This window comes from Pyruvatibacter mobilis (assembly GCF_012848855.1).
Taxonomy (GTDB): domain Bacteria; phylum Pseudomonadota; class Alphaproteobacteria; order CGMCC-115125; family CGMCC-115125; genus Pyruvatibacter; species Pyruvatibacter mobilis.
The window spans coordinates 2,412,577-2,428,779 of record NZ_CP051630.1 but is presented as its reverse complement, the minus strand read 5'-3'; the positions used below and the strand labels follow the sequence as shown (position 1 = coordinate 2,428,779).

The following is a 16,203-nucleotide window of genomic DNA, read 5'->3' as shown; positions in this document are numbered from 1 at the left end:
CAAGCACTTTGTTTCAGGCCGCCCAAAACCCGCGCATGACCGCCAGTCCCGCCACCACGAATGACGCTGATTTGCCGGCACCGGTCCTGCCGGACGCCTTTGCCGCGTGGTTTGCCTCCCGCGGCTGGCAGGCGCGGCCGCATCAGCTGGCGCTGGCCGAAGCAGGCCTTGCGGGCCGCTCGGCGCTGCTGATCGCGCCGACGGGCGGCGGCAAGACGCTGGCGGGCTTCCTGCCGAGCCTCATCGACCTGGCGGAACGCGGCCCCCGCAAGCCGGGGCAGGTGAAAAAGCTGCACACGCTCTACATCTCGCCGCTCAAGGCACTGGCCGTGGACGTGGCGCGCAACCTTGAAATGCCCATCGCCGAAATGGGCCTCGACATCCGGGTCGAGACGCGCACCGGCGACACGCCGCAGAACCGCCGCCAGCGCCAGCGCCGCGACCCGCCGGACGTGCTGATGACAACGCCGGAACAGCTGGCGCTGCTTCTGTCCTATGCCGACAGTGACACATTCTTTTCGGGCCTCAAGGCGGTGGTACTGGACGAGCTGCACGCGCTGGCCCCCTCCAAGCGCGGCGACCAGCTGGCGCTGTGTCTGGCCCAGCTGCGCCGCTTCGCGCCGGGCCTGCGGCTCACCGGCCTCTCCGCCACCGTCGAAAACCCCGACCGCCTGCGCCGCTACCTCGTGCCCCAGGACGGCACGGAGGAGGCGCTGGCTGAGCTCGTGATCGGCGCGGGCGGCACGCTGCCCGATGTCTCGATCCTCGACAGTGCCGAACGCATCCCATGGTCCGGCCACTCGGCCCGCCACGCCATGCAGGAAGTCTATGACGCGGTATGCGCCAACCGGCTGGTGCTGATCTTCGTCAACACCCGCAGCCAGGCGGAATTCGTGTTCCAGAGCCTGTGGCACCTCAACGAGGACACGCTGCCCATCGCCCTGCATCACGGCTCGCTCGCCACCGAGCAGCGCCGCAAGGTGGAAGCCGCCATGGCGGCAGGCGAGCTGCGCGCGGTGGTGTGTACCTCGACGCTTGATCTCGGCATCGACTGGGGCGACGTGGACCTTGTGGTGAATATCGGCGCACCGAAGGGTGCAAGCCGCCTGCTGCAGCGCATCGGCCGCGCCAACCACCGGCTGGATGATCCAAGCCGCGCCCTGCTGGTGCCCTCCAACCGCTTCGAGGTGCTGGAATGTGAGGCCGCGCGCGAAGCGGCATTGACGGGCACCCAGGACGGCGATATCGACCGCCCCGGCGCGCTCGACGTGCTGGCCCAGCACATTCTGGGGATTGCCTGCGCGGCCCCGTTTGATGCGGACACGCTCTACCGTGATGTCATTTCGGCGGCGCCCTATCGCGAGCTGCCGCGCGATACCTTCGACCGCGCGGTGGAATTCGTCGCCACCGGCGGCTACGCGCTCAAGGCCTATGACCGCTTTGCCCGCCTGCGCAAAACGCCGGAAGGGCTGTGGCGGCTGGCGCATCCTTCCATCGCCCAGCGCTTCCGCATGAATGTGGGCACCATCGTTGAAGCGCCGATGCTGAAGGTGAAGCTGGTGCGCAAAGGCGGCCGCGCGTCGCGCGGCGGGCGCTATCTGGGCGAGATCGAGGAGTATTTCATCGAGCAGCTGGCACCGGGTGACACTTTCATGTTTGCCGGCCACATCCTGCGCTTTGAGGGCATTCACGAGCAGGAAGCGCTGGCGTCCAAGACCAAGGACGATACGCCCGCCATCCCCGCCTATTATGGCGGCAAGTTCCCGCTCTCCACCTATCTGGCCGAGCGCGTGCGCGAAATGCTGTCGGACCCCAAACACTGGTCGGCGCTGCCGGGGCAGGTGTCCGAATGGCTGACGATCCAGCAATGGCGCTCGGTGCTGCCCAAGCCCGGCGAACTGTTGGTGGAAATCTTTCCGCGTGCGGACAAGTTCTACATGGTGATGTACCCCTTTGAGGGGCGGCTGGCACACCAGACCCTCGGCATGCTGCTGACCCGGCGGCTGGAACGCTTCGGGGCGCGCCCCATGGGCTTTGTCGCCAGCGAATATGCGCTCGCCGTCTGGTGCCTGCGCGACCCGGGCCTGATGGCCGAACGCGGGCTTTTTACCTTCGGCGATCTGTTCGACGAGGACATGCTGGGCGATGACCTCGAAGCGTGGCTGGCCGAGAGTTATTTGCTCAAGCGCACCTTCCGCAATTGCGCGGTGATCGCGGGGCTGATCGAGCGCAAGTTTCCCGGCCACGAAAAGTCAGGCCGCCAGGTCACCTTCTCGTCTGATCTCATCTATGACGTGCTGCGCGAGCACGAGCCGGATCATCTGTTGATGCAGGCGACCTGGGCGGATGCGTCCGCCGGGCTTCTGGACCTGAAACGTTTGGCCGCATTGCTCGCCCGGGTGAAAAACAGAATCGTGGTAAAGCGCTTGGACCGGGTGTCACCGCTGGCGGTGCCGGTGATGCTGGAGATCGGCAAGGAGCAGGTGGCGGGCGAAGCCAATGAGGCGCTGCTGGCCGAAGCGTCCGAGCAACTGATTGACGAGGCGATGAGGCTCATATGATTTCGATCTGCGGGGAACGCCTGGTGCCGGACGCCTCAGGCGCGCTGCACCTGCCCGCCCACAACACCCTCATCGTCTCGGACCTGCACCTTGAGAAGGGCTCGTCCTATGCGCGCCGGGGCATCAACCTGCCGCCCTATGACACGCGCACGACCCTGAAAACGCTTGCCCGCGTGATCCGCAAATACAAGCCCGCCCGCGTGGTGTCGCTGGGCGACAGCTTCCATGACCCCGAAGGGCCGGAACGGCTGACGCAGGCCGACCGTGACGCGCTCCTTGCCCTGACGCGCGCCCATGACTGGCTGTGGATCGCGGGCAACCATGAAGGGCTGGTGGACGGCAATGCCCTGGGCGGCACGGCGATCGAGGAAATGGAGCTGGGCCGGCTGATCCTGCGCCATGAGCCTGCACCCGCGCCCGCCACCGGCGAGATCGCCGGCCATTTGCATCCCTGCGGGGTGGTGCGCCAGCGCGGCCGCCGCCTGCGCAGGCGCTGCTTTGCCTCCGACGGCACGCGGCTGGTGATGCCCGCCTTCGGCGCGTATACGGGCGGCCTCAACGTGCTCGACCGGGCCTTCGGCCCTGTCTTCGACGGCCGGTTCAATGCCTGGCTGATGGGGGATGCACAGGTCTATCCCATGCCCGCCGCCCGGCTGGTGCCGGACGAGCTGGAGCCCGCGCGCGCTAGCTCCGCAGCAGCATACCCGCGGCGCTCACTAGCAGGGCGGCCACGACCAGGATCGTGATCCGCACGCGGTAGCCGCCATACCAGCGCGGGGCCTGATTGCGTTTGGTCGCCGCAACGTCCGACGACGCCTGCGCCCAGAAAGCCGCGATCAGCAGCGGCAGGCCCCAGGCCGGCGGCACGATCAGCGCCACCCAGCCGGTCAGCGCGGGCAGGGTGGAGAGTGCCAGCTTTTTCAGCAGCGCCTCGTCTTCGGGAAACAGCATCGCCAGCGCCCAGCGGATGCCGCCGAGGAAGGAGAGGATCACAGCGCCATAGCCGATCTGGATCGCCAGCACGGTCTGCGCTTCGTCGCGCGGATAGAGGAAGAAAACGATCACCGCCGCCGTGATGAAGGGAATGGCGCCTGCATAGCCCAGCAGCGCCGCTGCGCGCGGCGGATCCAGCGGGTCGCGCGGATCAGCGGCCGCAGGCGTCTGGGCGGTGTCGTCAGTCATGGCAGATATCCCCCGTCGCAGGGCGGCGACACGCGCCGTCCCGTCCCCCGTCAAAATCCCCTGCCGACAGTCTTACCCCAGCTTGGCCAGACCGGGAAAGGCGTCGATCAGCCAATAGGCGATGGTCTCAAGCGACCCGAAGAAGATCAGCAGGCCCGTGCCCACCAGCAGGACGCCCGCCGCAATTTCGACCTTGTGCATGTGCCGCTTGAAACGGGCGGAGAACGCCAGGAACGAGCGGATGCCGAGCGCCGCCAGGATGAAGGGCAGGCCGAGCCCCATGGAATAGACGCTGAGAAGCGACACGCCATAGCCCAGATCGTCCCGGCTGGCGGCGATGGAGAGGATGGTTGCCAGGATCGGCCCGATGCACGGCGTCCACCCGAAACCGAAGGCCAGCCCGATGCCATAGGGCGCCAGCGCCTGCATGACCGGGGAAGGGCTTGCGTCATCGCTGCCCGACGGCCCAAGCGTCGCCGGCATCAGCCGCATTTCCCTGTCCAGCAGGCGGATGCGGAACAGGCCCATGTAATGCAGGCCGAGAATGATGATGACGCTGCCGGCGACATAGCCGATCACCACCTTGTTGGCGAGGATCAGCGGGCTGATGGCCGAGGCCGTGGCCCCCAGCGCAACAAAGACGGTGGAAAAGCCGAGCACGAAGCCGAAGGACCCCACCAGCGCCCGGCGCGTGACATCTTCGTCTTCCGAGGACAGGGCCTCGAAGGTGGTGCCCGCCATGTAGCTCAGATAGGCCGGCACCAGCGGCAGCACGCAGGGGCTCAGAAAGCTGATGAGCCCGCCCAGAAATGCTGCGAAATAGGAAATGCTGCCGGTATCCATGAAGGCTGTGTCCGAGGGATGGGGAGAATGTGTCCGTGCCCGATCATATGGGGCGGCACGCATCATAGGCCCGTCAAAGCCGCGTGAGGCGTGCGAAAAAACCGCGCGGGGCAGGATGGGCGGGAGCAGGCGTGGTTAACGCCCTAGCGCTCGCGGAACACGGTGCCCGCGATCCAGCCCGCCAGCAGCGCCACCAGCACCGACGCCACGCCATAGAAGAACGGCGTCTTCTGCGCGAAATTGTACATGAAGCGTTCGATGCCGCTCTTGTTGATGATGAGATTGATCGAGCGCTGATTGGTGATCTGCCCGTCGCGCAGCAGATAGACGGTCGCGATGTAGGAGCCCACCGGCACATTGGCGGGCAGGGCGATCTCGGCGCGGAACAGCGACGGGCCGACGAAGGTGATCGAGCCCGGCGCCTGGGCATAAAGCCCTTCGCGCGTCTTGGCGCGCAGGATCGCCTCCCGGTACGCCTCCGGCAGCGCTGCGCTGCCGTCACCCTTCAGCTCGATGGCCTCAAGCCCGATCTGCGCGTCCGCATAGACATCCGCATCGGCAATCTCTGAAAGAAGCCGTGTGCTGGCCACGTGATAGAAGCCGGGCGCCGCGGGCACTTCCTCGGCATCGCTGTTGACCCAGATGCCTGCCACGCGCTGCTTGCGGCGCACGGTCAGCGGCTCATAGGGCCCGCGCACCACGGCCACCACGTCGCGCTGCAGGGCGGGCGTCACCATGTCCGGCGCATCCACATTGCCGAACAGCAGAAGCTCCGCCCCGGTGAAATTGGACGTGATGGCGATCAGCTTCTCGCTGAGATCAGCCACCACCGCTTCGCCGCGGCCGGCCTCCGGCCCGCGCGAGAGGGGCTCCTGCGCGGAGGCGGGCAGCATCAGCGCCAGCAGGGCAGCAACGGTCAGGCCGGAGAGCGGAAAGGAGAGGGCACGGCTCATGCGCCACCCCCGATCATCACCGTGAAGAGGTCTTCCGGCGTTGCCACCAGGTCCCACGCAAGCCGCAGGCAGACCAGCAGAACCATCGCGGCCAGCAGCGCGCGCAGCTGTTCGCCGCGCAGCTTGTGCCCGACCCGCACACCGATCTGTGCGCCCAACACGCCGCCCACCAGCAGCAGCATCGCCAGCACGATGTCCACGGTCTGGTTCAGGGTCGCATGCATGATGGAGGCAAGGGCCGTCACGAACATGATCTGGAACAGCGAGGTGCCCACCACCACATTTGTCGGCATACGGAGCAGGTAGATCATGGCCGGCACCATGATGAAGCCGCCGCCCACGCCCATGATCGCCGAGAGGATGCCGACCAGCAGGCCGATCAGCAGCGGCGGCACGGCGGAGATGTAGAGCCGCGACCGGCGGAACCGGACCTTGAGCGGCAGGCCGTGGATCCAGCCATGGGTGCCGGGCTTGCGCACCGCCACCGAGCGGCCCTGCCGCTGGGCGCGGATGGCACGCAGGCTCTCATTCATCATCAAGGCGCCGATGACGCCGAGAAACACCACATAGGCCAGCGAGATGAAGAGGTCGATCTGCCCTTCATTGCGCAGGGCGGAGAAGATGAGGACACCGGTGACGGACCCGACCGCACCGCCTGCCAGCAGCACGCCGGCCATCTTGAAGTCCACCGCCTTGCGCCGCCAGTGCGCCAAAACGCCGGACATGGAGGTGGCGACGATCTGCACGGCTTCAGTGCCCACCGCGACGGCGGGCGGAATGCCGGTGAAGATGAGGAGCGGGGTCATCAGGAAGCCGCCGCCGACACCGAACATGCCGGACAGGAACCCCACCGCACCCCCGAGCCCGAGCAACACGAACGCGTTGACCGAAAGCTCAGCAATGGGGAGGTAAATCTGCACCCTGATTATCGACCGTTACTTGAGTATGTGTCTGCCTTCGTGGCGGGCAGCGCTGAAGTGCTTCCTTGCTATCACACAAGAAACGCCGCTGCCACGGAAACCCGTCGCGCGGCCAGGATCCGGGCGGGAAGGGGATCAGATGGCGGCGCGCTCAAGCGCGTCCAGCAGGCGGGCATCGATCCGGCCGGTGACGGCCATGCCCTTGTCGCGCTCGAACTGGCGCACGGCATCCAGCGTGCGGGAGCCGGGCTGGCCGTCTGCCGGGCCCGCGTCATAGCCAAGCGCGCCCAGAAGCCGCTGGGCCTCGCGCACCATGGCAGCCGTGGTGAGCTTCGGCGCCCAGGCCACTTCGTTGGCGGCAGGGTCGGAGGCCTTGGGGGCGAAGGTGCGCGCGGCAAGCTCCGCATCCACCAGCTTCGCCGCATCAACCGAGTTCTTCAGCGCTTCAGCCCGCGCGCCCGCATCGGCGTCGCCATTGGCGGCGGCGACCGAGAACCACTTGTAGGCTTCCGCCAGATTGCGCTCCACGCCCAGGCCGCGCTCATGCAGGATGGCGAGGTTGTACTGGGAATCCGCAAGGCCACGGTCGGCGGCGGCGGTGAAGCTGCGCGCGGCAGCAGCGAAATCCTGCGGGCCCCCGGCCCCTTCCGCCAGCATCACGGCCAGATTGTGCATGGCCTTGACGTTGCCCTGACCGGCTGCACGCTCATACCAGCTACGGGCCTTGGTCGGGTTCTCCGGCACGCCCACGCCCTTTTCGAACATGGTGCCGAGGCGGTACTGCGCCGGGGCAAGGCCCTGCTCGGCGGCGCGGGTGATCCAGTAGGCTGCCTGATCGTCATCCTGCGGCAGGCCGCTGGAGCCGGTCGCATAGCGCTGGCCGATTTCATATTGCGCGGCCGCATCGCCATTGGTGGCCGCTTCGCGCAGGGTCTGGCGGGCGGGAGACGTTGCCCCCGGCTCCAGCGACGCCACATCCACGTTCTTGCGCGGAGTAATTGCCTTGGGCCCGTTGATCGCTTCACCAGCGACGGCCTGCTCGGCGGAGCGCGGCACATCGGCGGGCGCGGACGCCTGCGCGTCGGTCACCACATCCGGCAGCTCGCGCGCCGGGGCGCGTTCCGGCGCAGGTGTTGGCGCGGGCGCGGCCTCGGCCACATCCGTCGTGTCCGGTGCGGCTGCATCCGCCCCATCGGTGCCGCCGGCATTGTCAGCGGGGGAGGCTCCGTCCGGAGACGCCGTGAGGTCCGTCACCGTGCCTTCGACGATCATCGGCTCGCTGCCAGTGGCGGCGGGTGTGATGTCGGTGGCATCGCCGTCGATCTCCGCCAGCACGTCTGACGGGATGGCCACATCGTCCGGCGGCCCGGCGACATCTTTCTGGCCGCCGCCCATCAGCGTGACCACAAGGCCCGCCACCGCCACCACGGCAAGGGCCGCAGCGATCAGCGCCAGCGGCTTGCGGCTGGAGGAGGACTGGGTGTCGTCATAGGCAGCGGCGGGATCCGCAAAGGGAGAGCGGGCGCTTTCGCTGCCCGGCGCGCCGGCAGCAGCGCGGGCTGCCTGACGGGCGCTTTCAAGAAAGCTGTTGCGGCCGCCGGCGTCCGGCTGGGCTGCCTGGGCGTCCGGCTGCTGGGGACCGAAATCCGGGAAGGGCGGTTCGCCCGCACCCTGGGCGCCGTCGAAGGGCGGGGCGCCCATGGTGCCTGCTTCCGGCATCGGGCCGAAGCCGGAGGTGAAGGGGCCGTCCTCGCGGGTGCCGGTCCAGTCGCCCTGGGGCGGCGGCGGCGGCGCGACGGCGGTATCGGCCTGCGGGGCGCTGGCCATGAACCCCATTTCCGGCGCGGCGGGCGCTGACGTGTCGGTCTTGGCGCTGGCCTCGATCAGATTCAGCCGCGCATCCACATTTTCGACGCTGGCCTTGATCTCGCGGATGTCGTCCGACGCCTGGTTGCTGTCGATCTTGCGCAGCAGCTCGTCGGACACCTCTTCCACCTTGGCCAGGGCCTGGGCGGAACGCTGGTCGGTCGTCTGCAGCCGCTCGCCCATATCGGCGATGGCGGCTTCGAGCGCGGCCAGCGGCTCGGCAAACACGCTCTTGCCGCCATTGGTGAGGTCGGCGATCTGGCGCATCTGGCCGGCGATGTCGCTGACGCTGGTCTCGATGGTCTGGATGGCGTCGGCGCTGTGCTGCTCGGCCTGGGCGATGCGGCTGTTGGTGGCCTCGATCTTCTCGCTGGCATCCGCTGCCTGCTGGCGCGTGGCTTCCACCCGCTCTTCAAGCTGGGCAACGAGCTGGGCGGTGGGGCTGGTCTCCTTGCGCGCCGCCTCGGCGGCAGCGGCAATGGCGCCTTCGCGGATACCGTCCAGACGACCGCCCATGTCGTCGATGGCGCGGGCGATCTGGTCCACGTCGCGCTGGGCATTTGTCTCCACCTGGCCGATGCGGCCGGTGACCTCGGCAAGGTTCTGCTGCAGGGCGGCGATGGTGCCTTCAAGAGACTGGATCGCCTCCACGCTGACGCCGGGCTTGGTGTCGGCAGCGGCCTTCTCGAGCTTCTCAAGATCACCGCGCAGGCCCGACAGCGCCTTTGCGGTGCGCGTATCCGAGGCTTCGATGTGGTCCACCACATTGCCGATGGCACGCTCGAGCGCTGAGACGGCGTCGTCATTGCTGGTCGACCGCGCCGTGGCGGCAGATGCGGCCTGCATGGCCTGCTCGCGCGCCGCATCAACGGCGGTTTCGGTCTTGTCGAGGCGGCGGGACAGGTCGGACAGGGAAGATTGCAGGCTGCGCACGACTTCCGGCGTCTGGGTATCGACGGAGCGCGCCCGCGTGGCGGCTTCCTCGGCCCGGCGCTCGGTTTCCTCCAGCCGGTTGGAGATGGCGCGCAGGCCGCGCTCCACCGTGCGCATGGCATCGGTGTTGAGCATCTCGGCCTTCTCAAGCCCGCGCTCGGACTTTTCCAGCCGCTCGCGCAATTCGGACAGGGTGGTTTCAAGGCCGGAGTTACCGCCCATGCCGCCGTCGCGGCTCAGGCGCTCGGTCTGGTCCAGCCGCGCGGACATGTCCGCCAGCGCGTCGTCAAGACCGGACAGGGCCGTCTCGCTGCGCCGTTCGGACCGTTCCAGACGATGGACGAGGTCTCGCAGCGCGTCAGTCACGGGGCTGAAGTCGATCTGTAGCGCCTGCTGGGGCATGGGGGTCCCTGTCGGCGACGCAGGCGGTGTGGAGGCGGGTGCGCCGGGCATGTCCGGCATATCCGCGTCCGACGCGTCGATGATCTTTTCGTTGAGCCATTGCCCAAGGGTTTTCCCCTCGCGACGCGCTGCACTCTTGGCCGCTTCGCGAGCTTCCGGCTCTATGCCTTTTACGCTCCAGGGAACCCCAGGTCTCATCCGAATCGCATCCGCCCTCTTTGATTCGGAACGTATCCATGGGTGAGTCTTGTGTAAAGCTGCGCGCCAGCCCCAAAATCTGGGCCAAACACGCGCGATTCAAGGTTAATGGCGGGGCGCACACGGGCCCCCCGGCCGGTGAATTCGTTAAGGCTAGTTAAGAGGGGGTAAAGAAGCGGTTAACGCGGGCCCGCCCCTGTGGATCATTTCCGCTGTTTTCTGCGGATTTTGGCGGGGTTCGGCGCGGTGCGGCGGCTCAGGGGCGTGGGGACAGACCGTCCGCATCCGGATCTGCGTCGGCGGAACCGTCCGTTTCAGGCCCCGGCCCGGCCTCTGTATCGGGCTCCGGCTCCGGCTCCGGTAGGGGCCGCAGCGACGGCTCACTGGCCAGCAGCATCACGATATAGACCGCCCGGCCATTCTCAGCCGCTCCCAGCCCCACATGGCCGTGGCGCTGGTCGAACAGGTTGCGCCGGTGCGGCGCGCTGTCGATCCAGGCCTCGACGGCTGCCAGCGCCGTGTCGTCGGCATCCTCGCGGGGGCGGATCGTCCGCATGGCAATGTTCTCGCCCGCAATGCCGATGAAGTCCGGGAACTTGGCCATTACCCGCTCGCGCGGGCCGTCCCCTTCCGGTGACCGGTGAGCCATGTAGCGGCGTTCTACCATGTCGCGGGCATGCTCGATGGCGATGGCCTCAAAGCCCGCATCCCGCTCCACCCGGCGCGCGCCGACCCCGCCGCGGGCCTTGTTGACCTGTTTGTAGAGCGCCAGGCGCAGGGCGCGCATGGCCTCGGTCTCGCTGTCCAGCACGGACGAGATATCTGAGTCGCCGGACGCGCTTTCGGTGGCCTCGGCGGTTAATTTTTTTTCATCACTCCCCCGTGACCGGTCGTCGTCGCGGGCGGCGGCAGGCAGCGCGAGGGTTGAGCCGAGCAGCAGGGCAAGGCCCAGCGCCGCGGCGGACAGGCCACGGCAGGTGCCGGTCAGGTCGTTGAATTTATTATGCTTTCCGGCCATCTGGTCCGCCCCTGAGGTCCCCGCTCCGGCGCACTATGGCCCAGCCGGCCGGGCGGCGGAAGGCGGGCTGCGCCGCATGATGAATTGACAGGTTCTGAAAAAGAACTCAGTGTTGACGTTTACGTCAACGGAACCTAGAGTTCTTGTGTGAAAACTGGACACTGTGTTCAGTTTTTGCGATCAACCGGCCTGGCACCCCTCTAACCGGCCATTCAGGGAGGGGCGGCACCCGCAGCGGCAAGCGCCGCGCGGCCCGCTTTGATGAAACGGCCCCGTTCACAACGGACGGACCAGGAAGAAAGGTAGAGCACCATGGATACCCAGACCGCCCACAAGGACAGTTCAGCCGCCAATGCGGCCCTGCCGGCCCACGCCGCCCGCCCGGGCGAGCCCGGCCATGACGCCGACGGCCCCACCTTCTCGATCACCCAGCTGGCCGAGGAATTCGACGTCACCACCCGCGCGATCCGCTTCTACGAGGACAAGGATCTGCTGCACCCGGCCCGTGACGGCCAGACGCGCATCTATTCCGCCCGCGACCGCGCCCGCCTGCTGCTGATCCAGCGCGGCAAGCGCGTCGGCTTCTCGCTGTCGGAAATCCGCGAGATCATCGACATGTATGACCTGCGCGACGGCCTCACCAAGCAGCTGGTGCATGCGCGCGGCAAATATGAAGAGCAGATTGCCAAGCTCGAATCCCAGCGCAAGGACATTGATGAATCCATCAAGCTCCTTCGGACCGGCCTTGAGTTTGTCGACGGCGAGCTTACCAAGCGCAAGGGCGCAGGTGAGTGCGCAAAGGCCGCAAAGAGCCCAAAAATCACAAGCGCCGAGCAGCCTCAGGCGTAAGTTTCAGGGAGATTGGCGGGATGCGGCTGTCGCATCCCAGTGATCAACTTATTTCAGATTGCAGCGGGCCCCTCTCCCGCAAGGAGAGGGCCGGCCCCACATCCACCCCCGGCATACCCGCGCAATCAGGAGCAAGATCCCCATGCCCACATACAAGGCCCCCACGCGTGAATATGGTTTCCTGCTGCATGAGCTGCTGGACCTGTCCCGCTTTTCCAACCTTCCCGGTTTCGCCGAGGCGACGCCTGATCTGCTCGACCAGATCATGGAGCAGGCGGCGAAATTCACCGAAGAAGTCCTCCAGCCCCTCAACAAGGTGGGCGACGAGCAGGGCTGCACCCTGAAGGACGGCGAAGTCACCACGCCCGACGGGTTTGCCGATGCCTACAAGCAGCTGGTGGACGGCGGCTGGCCGGCGCTGGTGTGCGACCCGGATTATGGCGGCCAGGGCCTGCCCAACACGGTGGGCGTGCTGTTCAACGAGATGGTGTCCTCCGCCAACATGGCCTTCGGCATGTATCCGGGCCTGAGCCATGGCGCCTATTCCGCGCTGATCCACCACGGCTCCGACGAGCAGAAGGACATGTATCTGCCCAAGCTCGTCTCCGGCGAGTGGACCGGCACCATGAACCTGACCGAACCCCATTGCGGCACCGATCTGGGCCTGCTGCGCTCCAAGGCCGTGCCCGATGGCGACGGCAGCTACGCGATCTCCGGCCAGAAGATCTGGATCTCCGCCGGTGAGCATTCGATGTCCGACAACATCATCCACCTGGTGCTCGCCCGCATCGAGGGCGCACCGGAAGGTGTCGGCGGCATCTCGCTGTTCATCGTGCCCAAGTTCCTCGTCAACGACGACGGCTCACTGGGCGAGCGCAACACGCTTCAGTGCGGCGGCCTCGAAGAGAAGATGGGCATCCACGGCAACGCCACCTGCGTGATGAACTATGACGGCGCCAAGGGCTGGCTGGTCGGTGAGGAGAACAAGGGCCTGCGCGCCATGTTCACCATGATGAACGAAGCGCGCCTCGGCGTCGGCCTGCAGGGCATCTCCCAGTCGGAAGTCGCCTACCAGAACGCCCGCGACTTCGCGCTTGAGCGCATCCAGGGGCGCGCGCTTACCGGGCCGAAAAACGAGGACGGCCCGGCCGACCCGATCATCGTGCACCCGGATGTGCGCCGCATGCTGCTCAATGTGCGCACCTTCAACGAAGGCGCCCGTGCGCTGCTGGTGTGGACCGCCCTGTGGGGCGACCTCGCCGAAAAGGCCGAGGATGAGGAAACCCGTCAGAAGGCGGATGATCTCATGGGCCTGATGACGCCCATCCTCAAGGGTTATTGCACCGACAAGGGCTTTGCCAATGCGGTGGAAAGCCAGCAGGTCTATGGCGGCTCCGGCTACACCCGGGAATGGGGCGCTGAACAGTTTGTGCGCGATGCGCGCATTGCCATGATCTATGAGGGCACCAACGGCATCCAGGCGCTGGACCTTGTGGGCCGCAAGCTTGCCGCCAATGGCGGCCGCGCGGTCTTCACCTTCTTCAAGGAGGTGGACGACTTCATCGCCGCCAACAAGGACGACGAGACGCTGGCCGAGATCATCGCACCCCTCGGCGTGGCCCGGAAGCAGCTCGAGGAAGCGACCATGTGGTTCATGGAAAACGCCCTCAAGAACCCGGATCACGCAGGCGCGGGTGCGGCTGATTACCTGCACCTCTTCGCCCTCACGGCCATTGGCCTGATGTGGGGCCAGATGGCGAAGATCGCCCATCAGCGCCTCGCAGGCGACGCGGCGGGCGACGCCTTCTACGAGACCAAGCTCGTGACCGCCCGCTATTTCGTGAACCGCATGCTGCCCCAGGCCGCAACCCATCTCGCCGCCATCAAGGCCGGTGCCGATGATGTGATGGCCCTGACGGCAGACGCCTTCTGACACGCATCCTATACAGACAAGACGACAGGGAGACGCAATCAAGATGTCGGCACTACAGGTCGAAACCCCGGACTGGATGACCGAAGATCTCCAGATCTTTTCCGACGCCGTGGGCAAGTTCTTTGAAAAGGAACTGAAGCCCCACGTGGACAAGTGGGAAAAGCAGGAAATCGTCGATCGCGACGCCTGGACCAAGGCCGGTGAGGCCGGCATCCTGTGCGCCTCCATGCCGGAGCAATATGGCGGCGGCGGCGGCACCTTTGCCCATGAGGCGGTGATCATCCACCAGATGGGCAAGCAGGGCATCGGCGGCTTCGGTGCCTCGCTGCACAACGCCATCATCGCTCCCTACATCAACGAGTACGGCACCGAGGAACAGAAGCAGCGCTGGCTGCCGAAGATGGCCACCGGCGAACTCGTCGGCGCCATCGCGATGACCGAGCCGGGCACCGGCTCCGACCTTCAGGCGGTGAAGACAACCGCCAAGCAGGACGGCAACGAATACGTCATCAACGGTTCCAAGACCTTCATCACCAACGGCCAGACGGCAAACCTCATCATCGTGGTTGCCAAGACCAACCCGGACGAGGGCGCCAAGGGCATCTCGCTCATCATCGTCGAAACCGACGAGGTGGAAGGCTTCAAGCGCGGCCGCAACCTCGACAAGATCGGCCAGAAGTCCCAGGACACCTCCGAGCTGTTCTTCGACAATGTCCGCGTGCCCACCTCCAACCTTCTGGGTACGGATGAAGGCCAGGGCTTCATCCAGCTGATGCAGCAGCTCCCCTCCGAGCGCCTGCAGATCGGCCTCCAGGGCGTTGCCGCCATGGAATCCGCGCTGGACGAAACCATCGCCTATGTGAAGGAGCGCAAGGCCTTCGGCCGGTCGATCCTCGATTTCCAGAACACCCAGTTCAAGCTCGCCGAGTGCAAGACCAAGGCGACCATCGCCAAGGTGTTCTGCGATTACTGCACGGGCCTTCTGCTCGAGGGCAAGCTCGATGCGTCAACGGCTTCCATGGCCAAATACTGGGTCTCCGATGCCCAGTGCGAAGTGGTGGACGAGTGCCTCCAGCTCTTCGGCGGCTATGGCTACATGAACGAATACCCGATTGCACGGCTGTATCGGGACAGCCGTGTGCAGAAGATCTATGGCGGCACCAACGAGGTGCAGAAGCTGCTCATCGCGCGCACGCTCTAGCCGCCATAAAAAGTCAGACTACGGATTAACAGCAGTTACTTTGCCAACAGGGAGAACGACCTATGGCTGAATGCTATATCTACGATCACGTGCGCACACCGCGCGGCAAGGGCAAGTCCGACGGTGCGCTGCACGAAGTGACCGCGCTCGAGCTGTCCACCCAGGTGCTGAAGGCCCTGCGCGACCGCAACAACCTCGACACCTCCAAGGTGGACGACGTGGTGCTGGGCTGCGTGGACCCGGTGGGTGAAGCCGGCTCCAACATCGCGCGTATCGCCGTGATGAACGCCGACTATGCCGAAACCACTGCCGGCGTGCAGATCAACCGCTTCTGCGCCTCGGGCCTCGAAGCCACCAACATGGCAGCGGCCAAGGTCATGTCCGGTGAGGCCGACATGGCCATCGGCGGCGGCATCGAGAGCATGAGCCGCGTCGGCATGGGTGCCTCGGGCGGTGCCTGGTCGTCCGACCCGTCCATCGCGCTCAAGTCCTACTTCACCCCGCAGGGCATCGGTGCCGACCTGATCGCCACCAAGTACGGCTTCTCCCGCGATGACGTGGATGCCTATGCTGTGGAAAGCCAGAAGCGCGCCGCCAACGCCTGGGACAACGGCTATTTCGACAAGTCCGTGATGGCCGTGAAGGACATCAACGGCCTCACCATCCTGGACAAGGACGAGCACATCCGCCCGGACGCCACCATGCAGTCCCTGGCCGCCCTGCAGCCGTCCTTCGCCGGTCTTGGCGAGTTCGCCTTCGACGGTGTGGCCACCGACCGCTACCCGGAAGTGGAGCAGATGAACCACGTGCACCACGCGGGCAATTCCTCGGGCATCGTGGACGGCTCCGCCGGCATCCTGCTCGGCACCAAGGAAATGGGCGATGCCCTCGGCCTCAAGCCGCGCGCCAAGATCCGCACCATGGCGTCGATCGGCTCCGAGCCCTGCATCATGCTGACGGGCCCTTCGGACGTGTCCCGCAAGGCGCTGAAGAAGGCCGGCATGGAAGTCGGTGACATCGACCTCTACGAGCTGAACGAAGCGTTTGCCTCCGTCGTGCTGCGCATGATGCAGGCGCTGGATATCCCGCATGAGAAAATGAACGTGAACGGCGGCGCCATCGCCATGGGTCACCCGCTGGGTGCCACCGGTGCGATGATCCTCGGCACGGTGCTCGACGAACTCGAGCGCCGCGACCTCAACACGGCGCTCGCCACCCTGTGCGTCGGCGCCGGCATGGGCACCGCCACCATCATCGAACGCGTCTAAGGCGAGGCTGTTTCGAAGGCTGGCGGGCTGTCGCCCGCTGACCCTCACCCCAACCCTCCGCACAAGGGGGAGGGGG

The 16,203-nt window shown here is 66.3% G+C and carries 12 protein-coding genes; 6 read left to right on the top strand and 6 right to left on the bottom strand.

The window, feature by feature from the left end; genetic code table 11:
* Positions 1 to 35: 35 nt before the first annotated feature.
* Both HG718_RS11315 and pdeM read left to right on the top strand, forming a co-directional pair.
* The gene (locus HG718_RS11315; RefSeq protein WP_160586837.1) at positions 36 to 2,561 is read left to right on the top strand and encodes a ligase-associated DNA damage response DEXH box helicase; all 2,526 of its coding nucleotides are present in this window, start codon (positions 36 to 38) and stop codon (positions 2,559 to 2,561) included.
* Complete coding sequence (gene pdeM / locus HG718_RS11310; protein WP_160586836.1) at positions 2,558 to 3,307, top strand: ligase-associated DNA damage response endonuclease PdeM; 750 nt, start codon at positions 2,558 to 2,560, stop codon at positions 3,305 to 3,307. Before HG718_RS11315 ends, pdeM begins: the two co-directional genes overlap by 4 nt.
* Here the strand turns inward: pdeM and HG718_RS11305 are convergent.
* The 6 genes from HG718_RS11305 to HG718_RS11280 all read right to left on the bottom strand — a co-directional run bounded on the left by HG718_RS11305 (position 3,246) and on the right by HG718_RS11280 (position 10,876).
* Positions 3,246 to 3,743, bottom strand: coding sequence for a DUF3429 domain-containing protein (locus HG718_RS11305; protein WP_160586835.1), 498 nt, complete (start codon positions 3,741 to 3,743; stop codon positions 3,246 to 3,248). The genes pdeM and HG718_RS11305 overlap by 62 nt on opposite strands.
* Positions 3,744 to 3,815: 72 nt before the next feature.
* The gene (locus HG718_RS11300) at positions 3,816 to 4,586 is read right to left on the bottom strand and encodes a cytochrome c biogenesis CcdA family protein (protein WP_027842099.1); all 771 of its coding nucleotides are present in this window, start codon (positions 4,584 to 4,586) and stop codon (positions 3,816 to 3,818) included.
* A 143-nt stretch (positions 4,587 to 4,729) separates the two neighbouring features.
* Positions 4,730 to 5,539, bottom strand: coding sequence for a TIGR02186 family protein (locus HG718_RS11295; protein ID WP_160586834.1), 810 nt, complete (start codon positions 5,537 to 5,539; stop codon positions 4,730 to 4,732).
* Positions 5,536 to 6,459, bottom strand: coding sequence for a sulfite exporter TauE/SafE family protein (locus tag HG718_RS11290; RefSeq protein WP_027842101.1), 924 nt, complete (start codon positions 6,457 to 6,459; stop codon positions 5,536 to 5,538). Before HG718_RS11290 ends, HG718_RS11295 begins: the two co-directional genes overlap by 4 nt.
* A 135-nt stretch (positions 6,460 to 6,594) precedes the next feature.
* On the bottom strand, positions 6,595 to 9,858 hold the full coding sequence (locus HG718_RS11285; protein ID WP_160586833.1) for a peptidoglycan-binding protein: 3,264 nt from the start codon (positions 9,856 to 9,858) through the stop codon (positions 6,595 to 6,597).
* Between the two features lie 256 nt (positions 9,859 to 10,114).
* Positions 10,115 to 10,876 (bottom strand): CAP domain-containing protein, encoded by a 762-nt coding sequence (locus HG718_RS11280; protein ID WP_160586832.1) that lies wholly within the window; start codon positions 10,874 to 10,876, stop codon positions 10,115 to 10,117.
* Positions 10,877 to 11,188: 312 nt separating this feature from the next.
* Between HG718_RS11280 and HG718_RS11275 the strand changes: the two genes are divergently transcribed.
* From HG718_RS11275 to HG718_RS11260, 4 genes are all read left to right on the top strand, one after another.
* Positions 11,189 to 11,725: a MerR family transcriptional regulator gene (locus HG718_RS11275; RefSeq protein WP_160586831.1), complete on the top strand. Its 537-nt coding sequence runs from the start codon at positions 11,189 to 11,191 to the stop codon at positions 11,723 to 11,725.
* 142 nt (positions 11,726 to 11,867) lie between these two features.
* On the top strand, positions 11,868 to 13,658 hold the full coding sequence (locus HG718_RS11270; RefSeq protein ID WP_160586830.1) for an acyl-CoA dehydrogenase C-terminal domain-containing protein: 1,791 nt from the start codon (positions 11,868 to 11,870) through the stop codon (positions 13,656 to 13,658).
* A gap of 43 nt (positions 13,659 to 13,701) precedes the next feature.
* Positions 13,702 to 14,859 (top strand): acyl-CoA dehydrogenase family protein, encoded by a 1,158-nt coding sequence (locus HG718_RS11265; RefSeq protein ID WP_027842105.1) that lies wholly within the window; start codon positions 13,702 to 13,704, stop codon positions 14,857 to 14,859.
* Positions 14,860 to 14,921: 62 nt separating this feature from the next.
* Positions 14,922 to 16,127, top strand: a complete 1,206-nt coding sequence (locus tag HG718_RS11260) for an acetyl-CoA C-acetyltransferase (protein ID WP_160586829.1) — start codon at positions 14,922 to 14,924, stop codon at positions 16,125 to 16,127.
* Positions 16,128 to 16,203 lie beyond the last annotated feature (76 nt).

Coding starts and splice junctions, on each gene's coding strand:
- HG718_RS11315 (WP_160586837.1), top strand. CDS start 36: ATGACCGCCAGTCCCGCCACCACGAATGACGCTGATTTGCCGGCACCG.
- pdeM (WP_160586836.1), top strand. CDS start 2,558: ATGATTTCGATCTGCGGGGAACGCCTGGTGCCGGACGCCTCAGGCGCG.
- HG718_RS11305 (WP_160586835.1), bottom strand. CDS start 3,743: ATGACTGACGACACCGCCCAGACGCCTGCGGCCGCTGATCCGCGCGAC.
- HG718_RS11300 (WP_027842099.1), bottom strand. CDS start 4,586: ATGGATACCGGCAGCATTTCCTATTTCGCAGCATTTCTGGGCGGGCTC.
- HG718_RS11295 (WP_160586834.1), bottom strand. CDS start 5,539: ATGAGCCGTGCCCTCTCCTTTCCGCTCTCCGGCCTGACCGTTGCTGCC.
- HG718_RS11285 (WP_160586833.1), bottom strand. CDS start 9,858: ATGAGACCTGGGGTTCCCTGGAGCGTAAAAGGCATAGAGCCGGAAGCT.
- HG718_RS11280 (WP_160586832.1), bottom strand. CDS start 10,876: ATGGCCGGAAAGCATAATAAATTCAACGACCTGACCGGCACCTGCCGT.
- HG718_RS11275 (WP_160586831.1), top strand. CDS start 11,189: ATGGATACCCAGACCGCCCACAAGGACAGTTCAGCCGCCAATGCGGCC.
- HG718_RS11270 (WP_160586830.1), top strand. CDS start 11,868: ATGCCCACATACAAGGCCCCCACGCGTGAATATGGTTTCCTGCTGCAT.
- HG718_RS11265 (WP_027842105.1), top strand. CDS start 13,702: ATGTCGGCACTACAGGTCGAAACCCCGGACTGGATGACCGAAGATCTC.
- HG718_RS11260 (WP_160586829.1), top strand. CDS start 14,922: ATGGCTGAATGCTATATCTACGATCACGTGCGCACACCGCGCGGCAAG.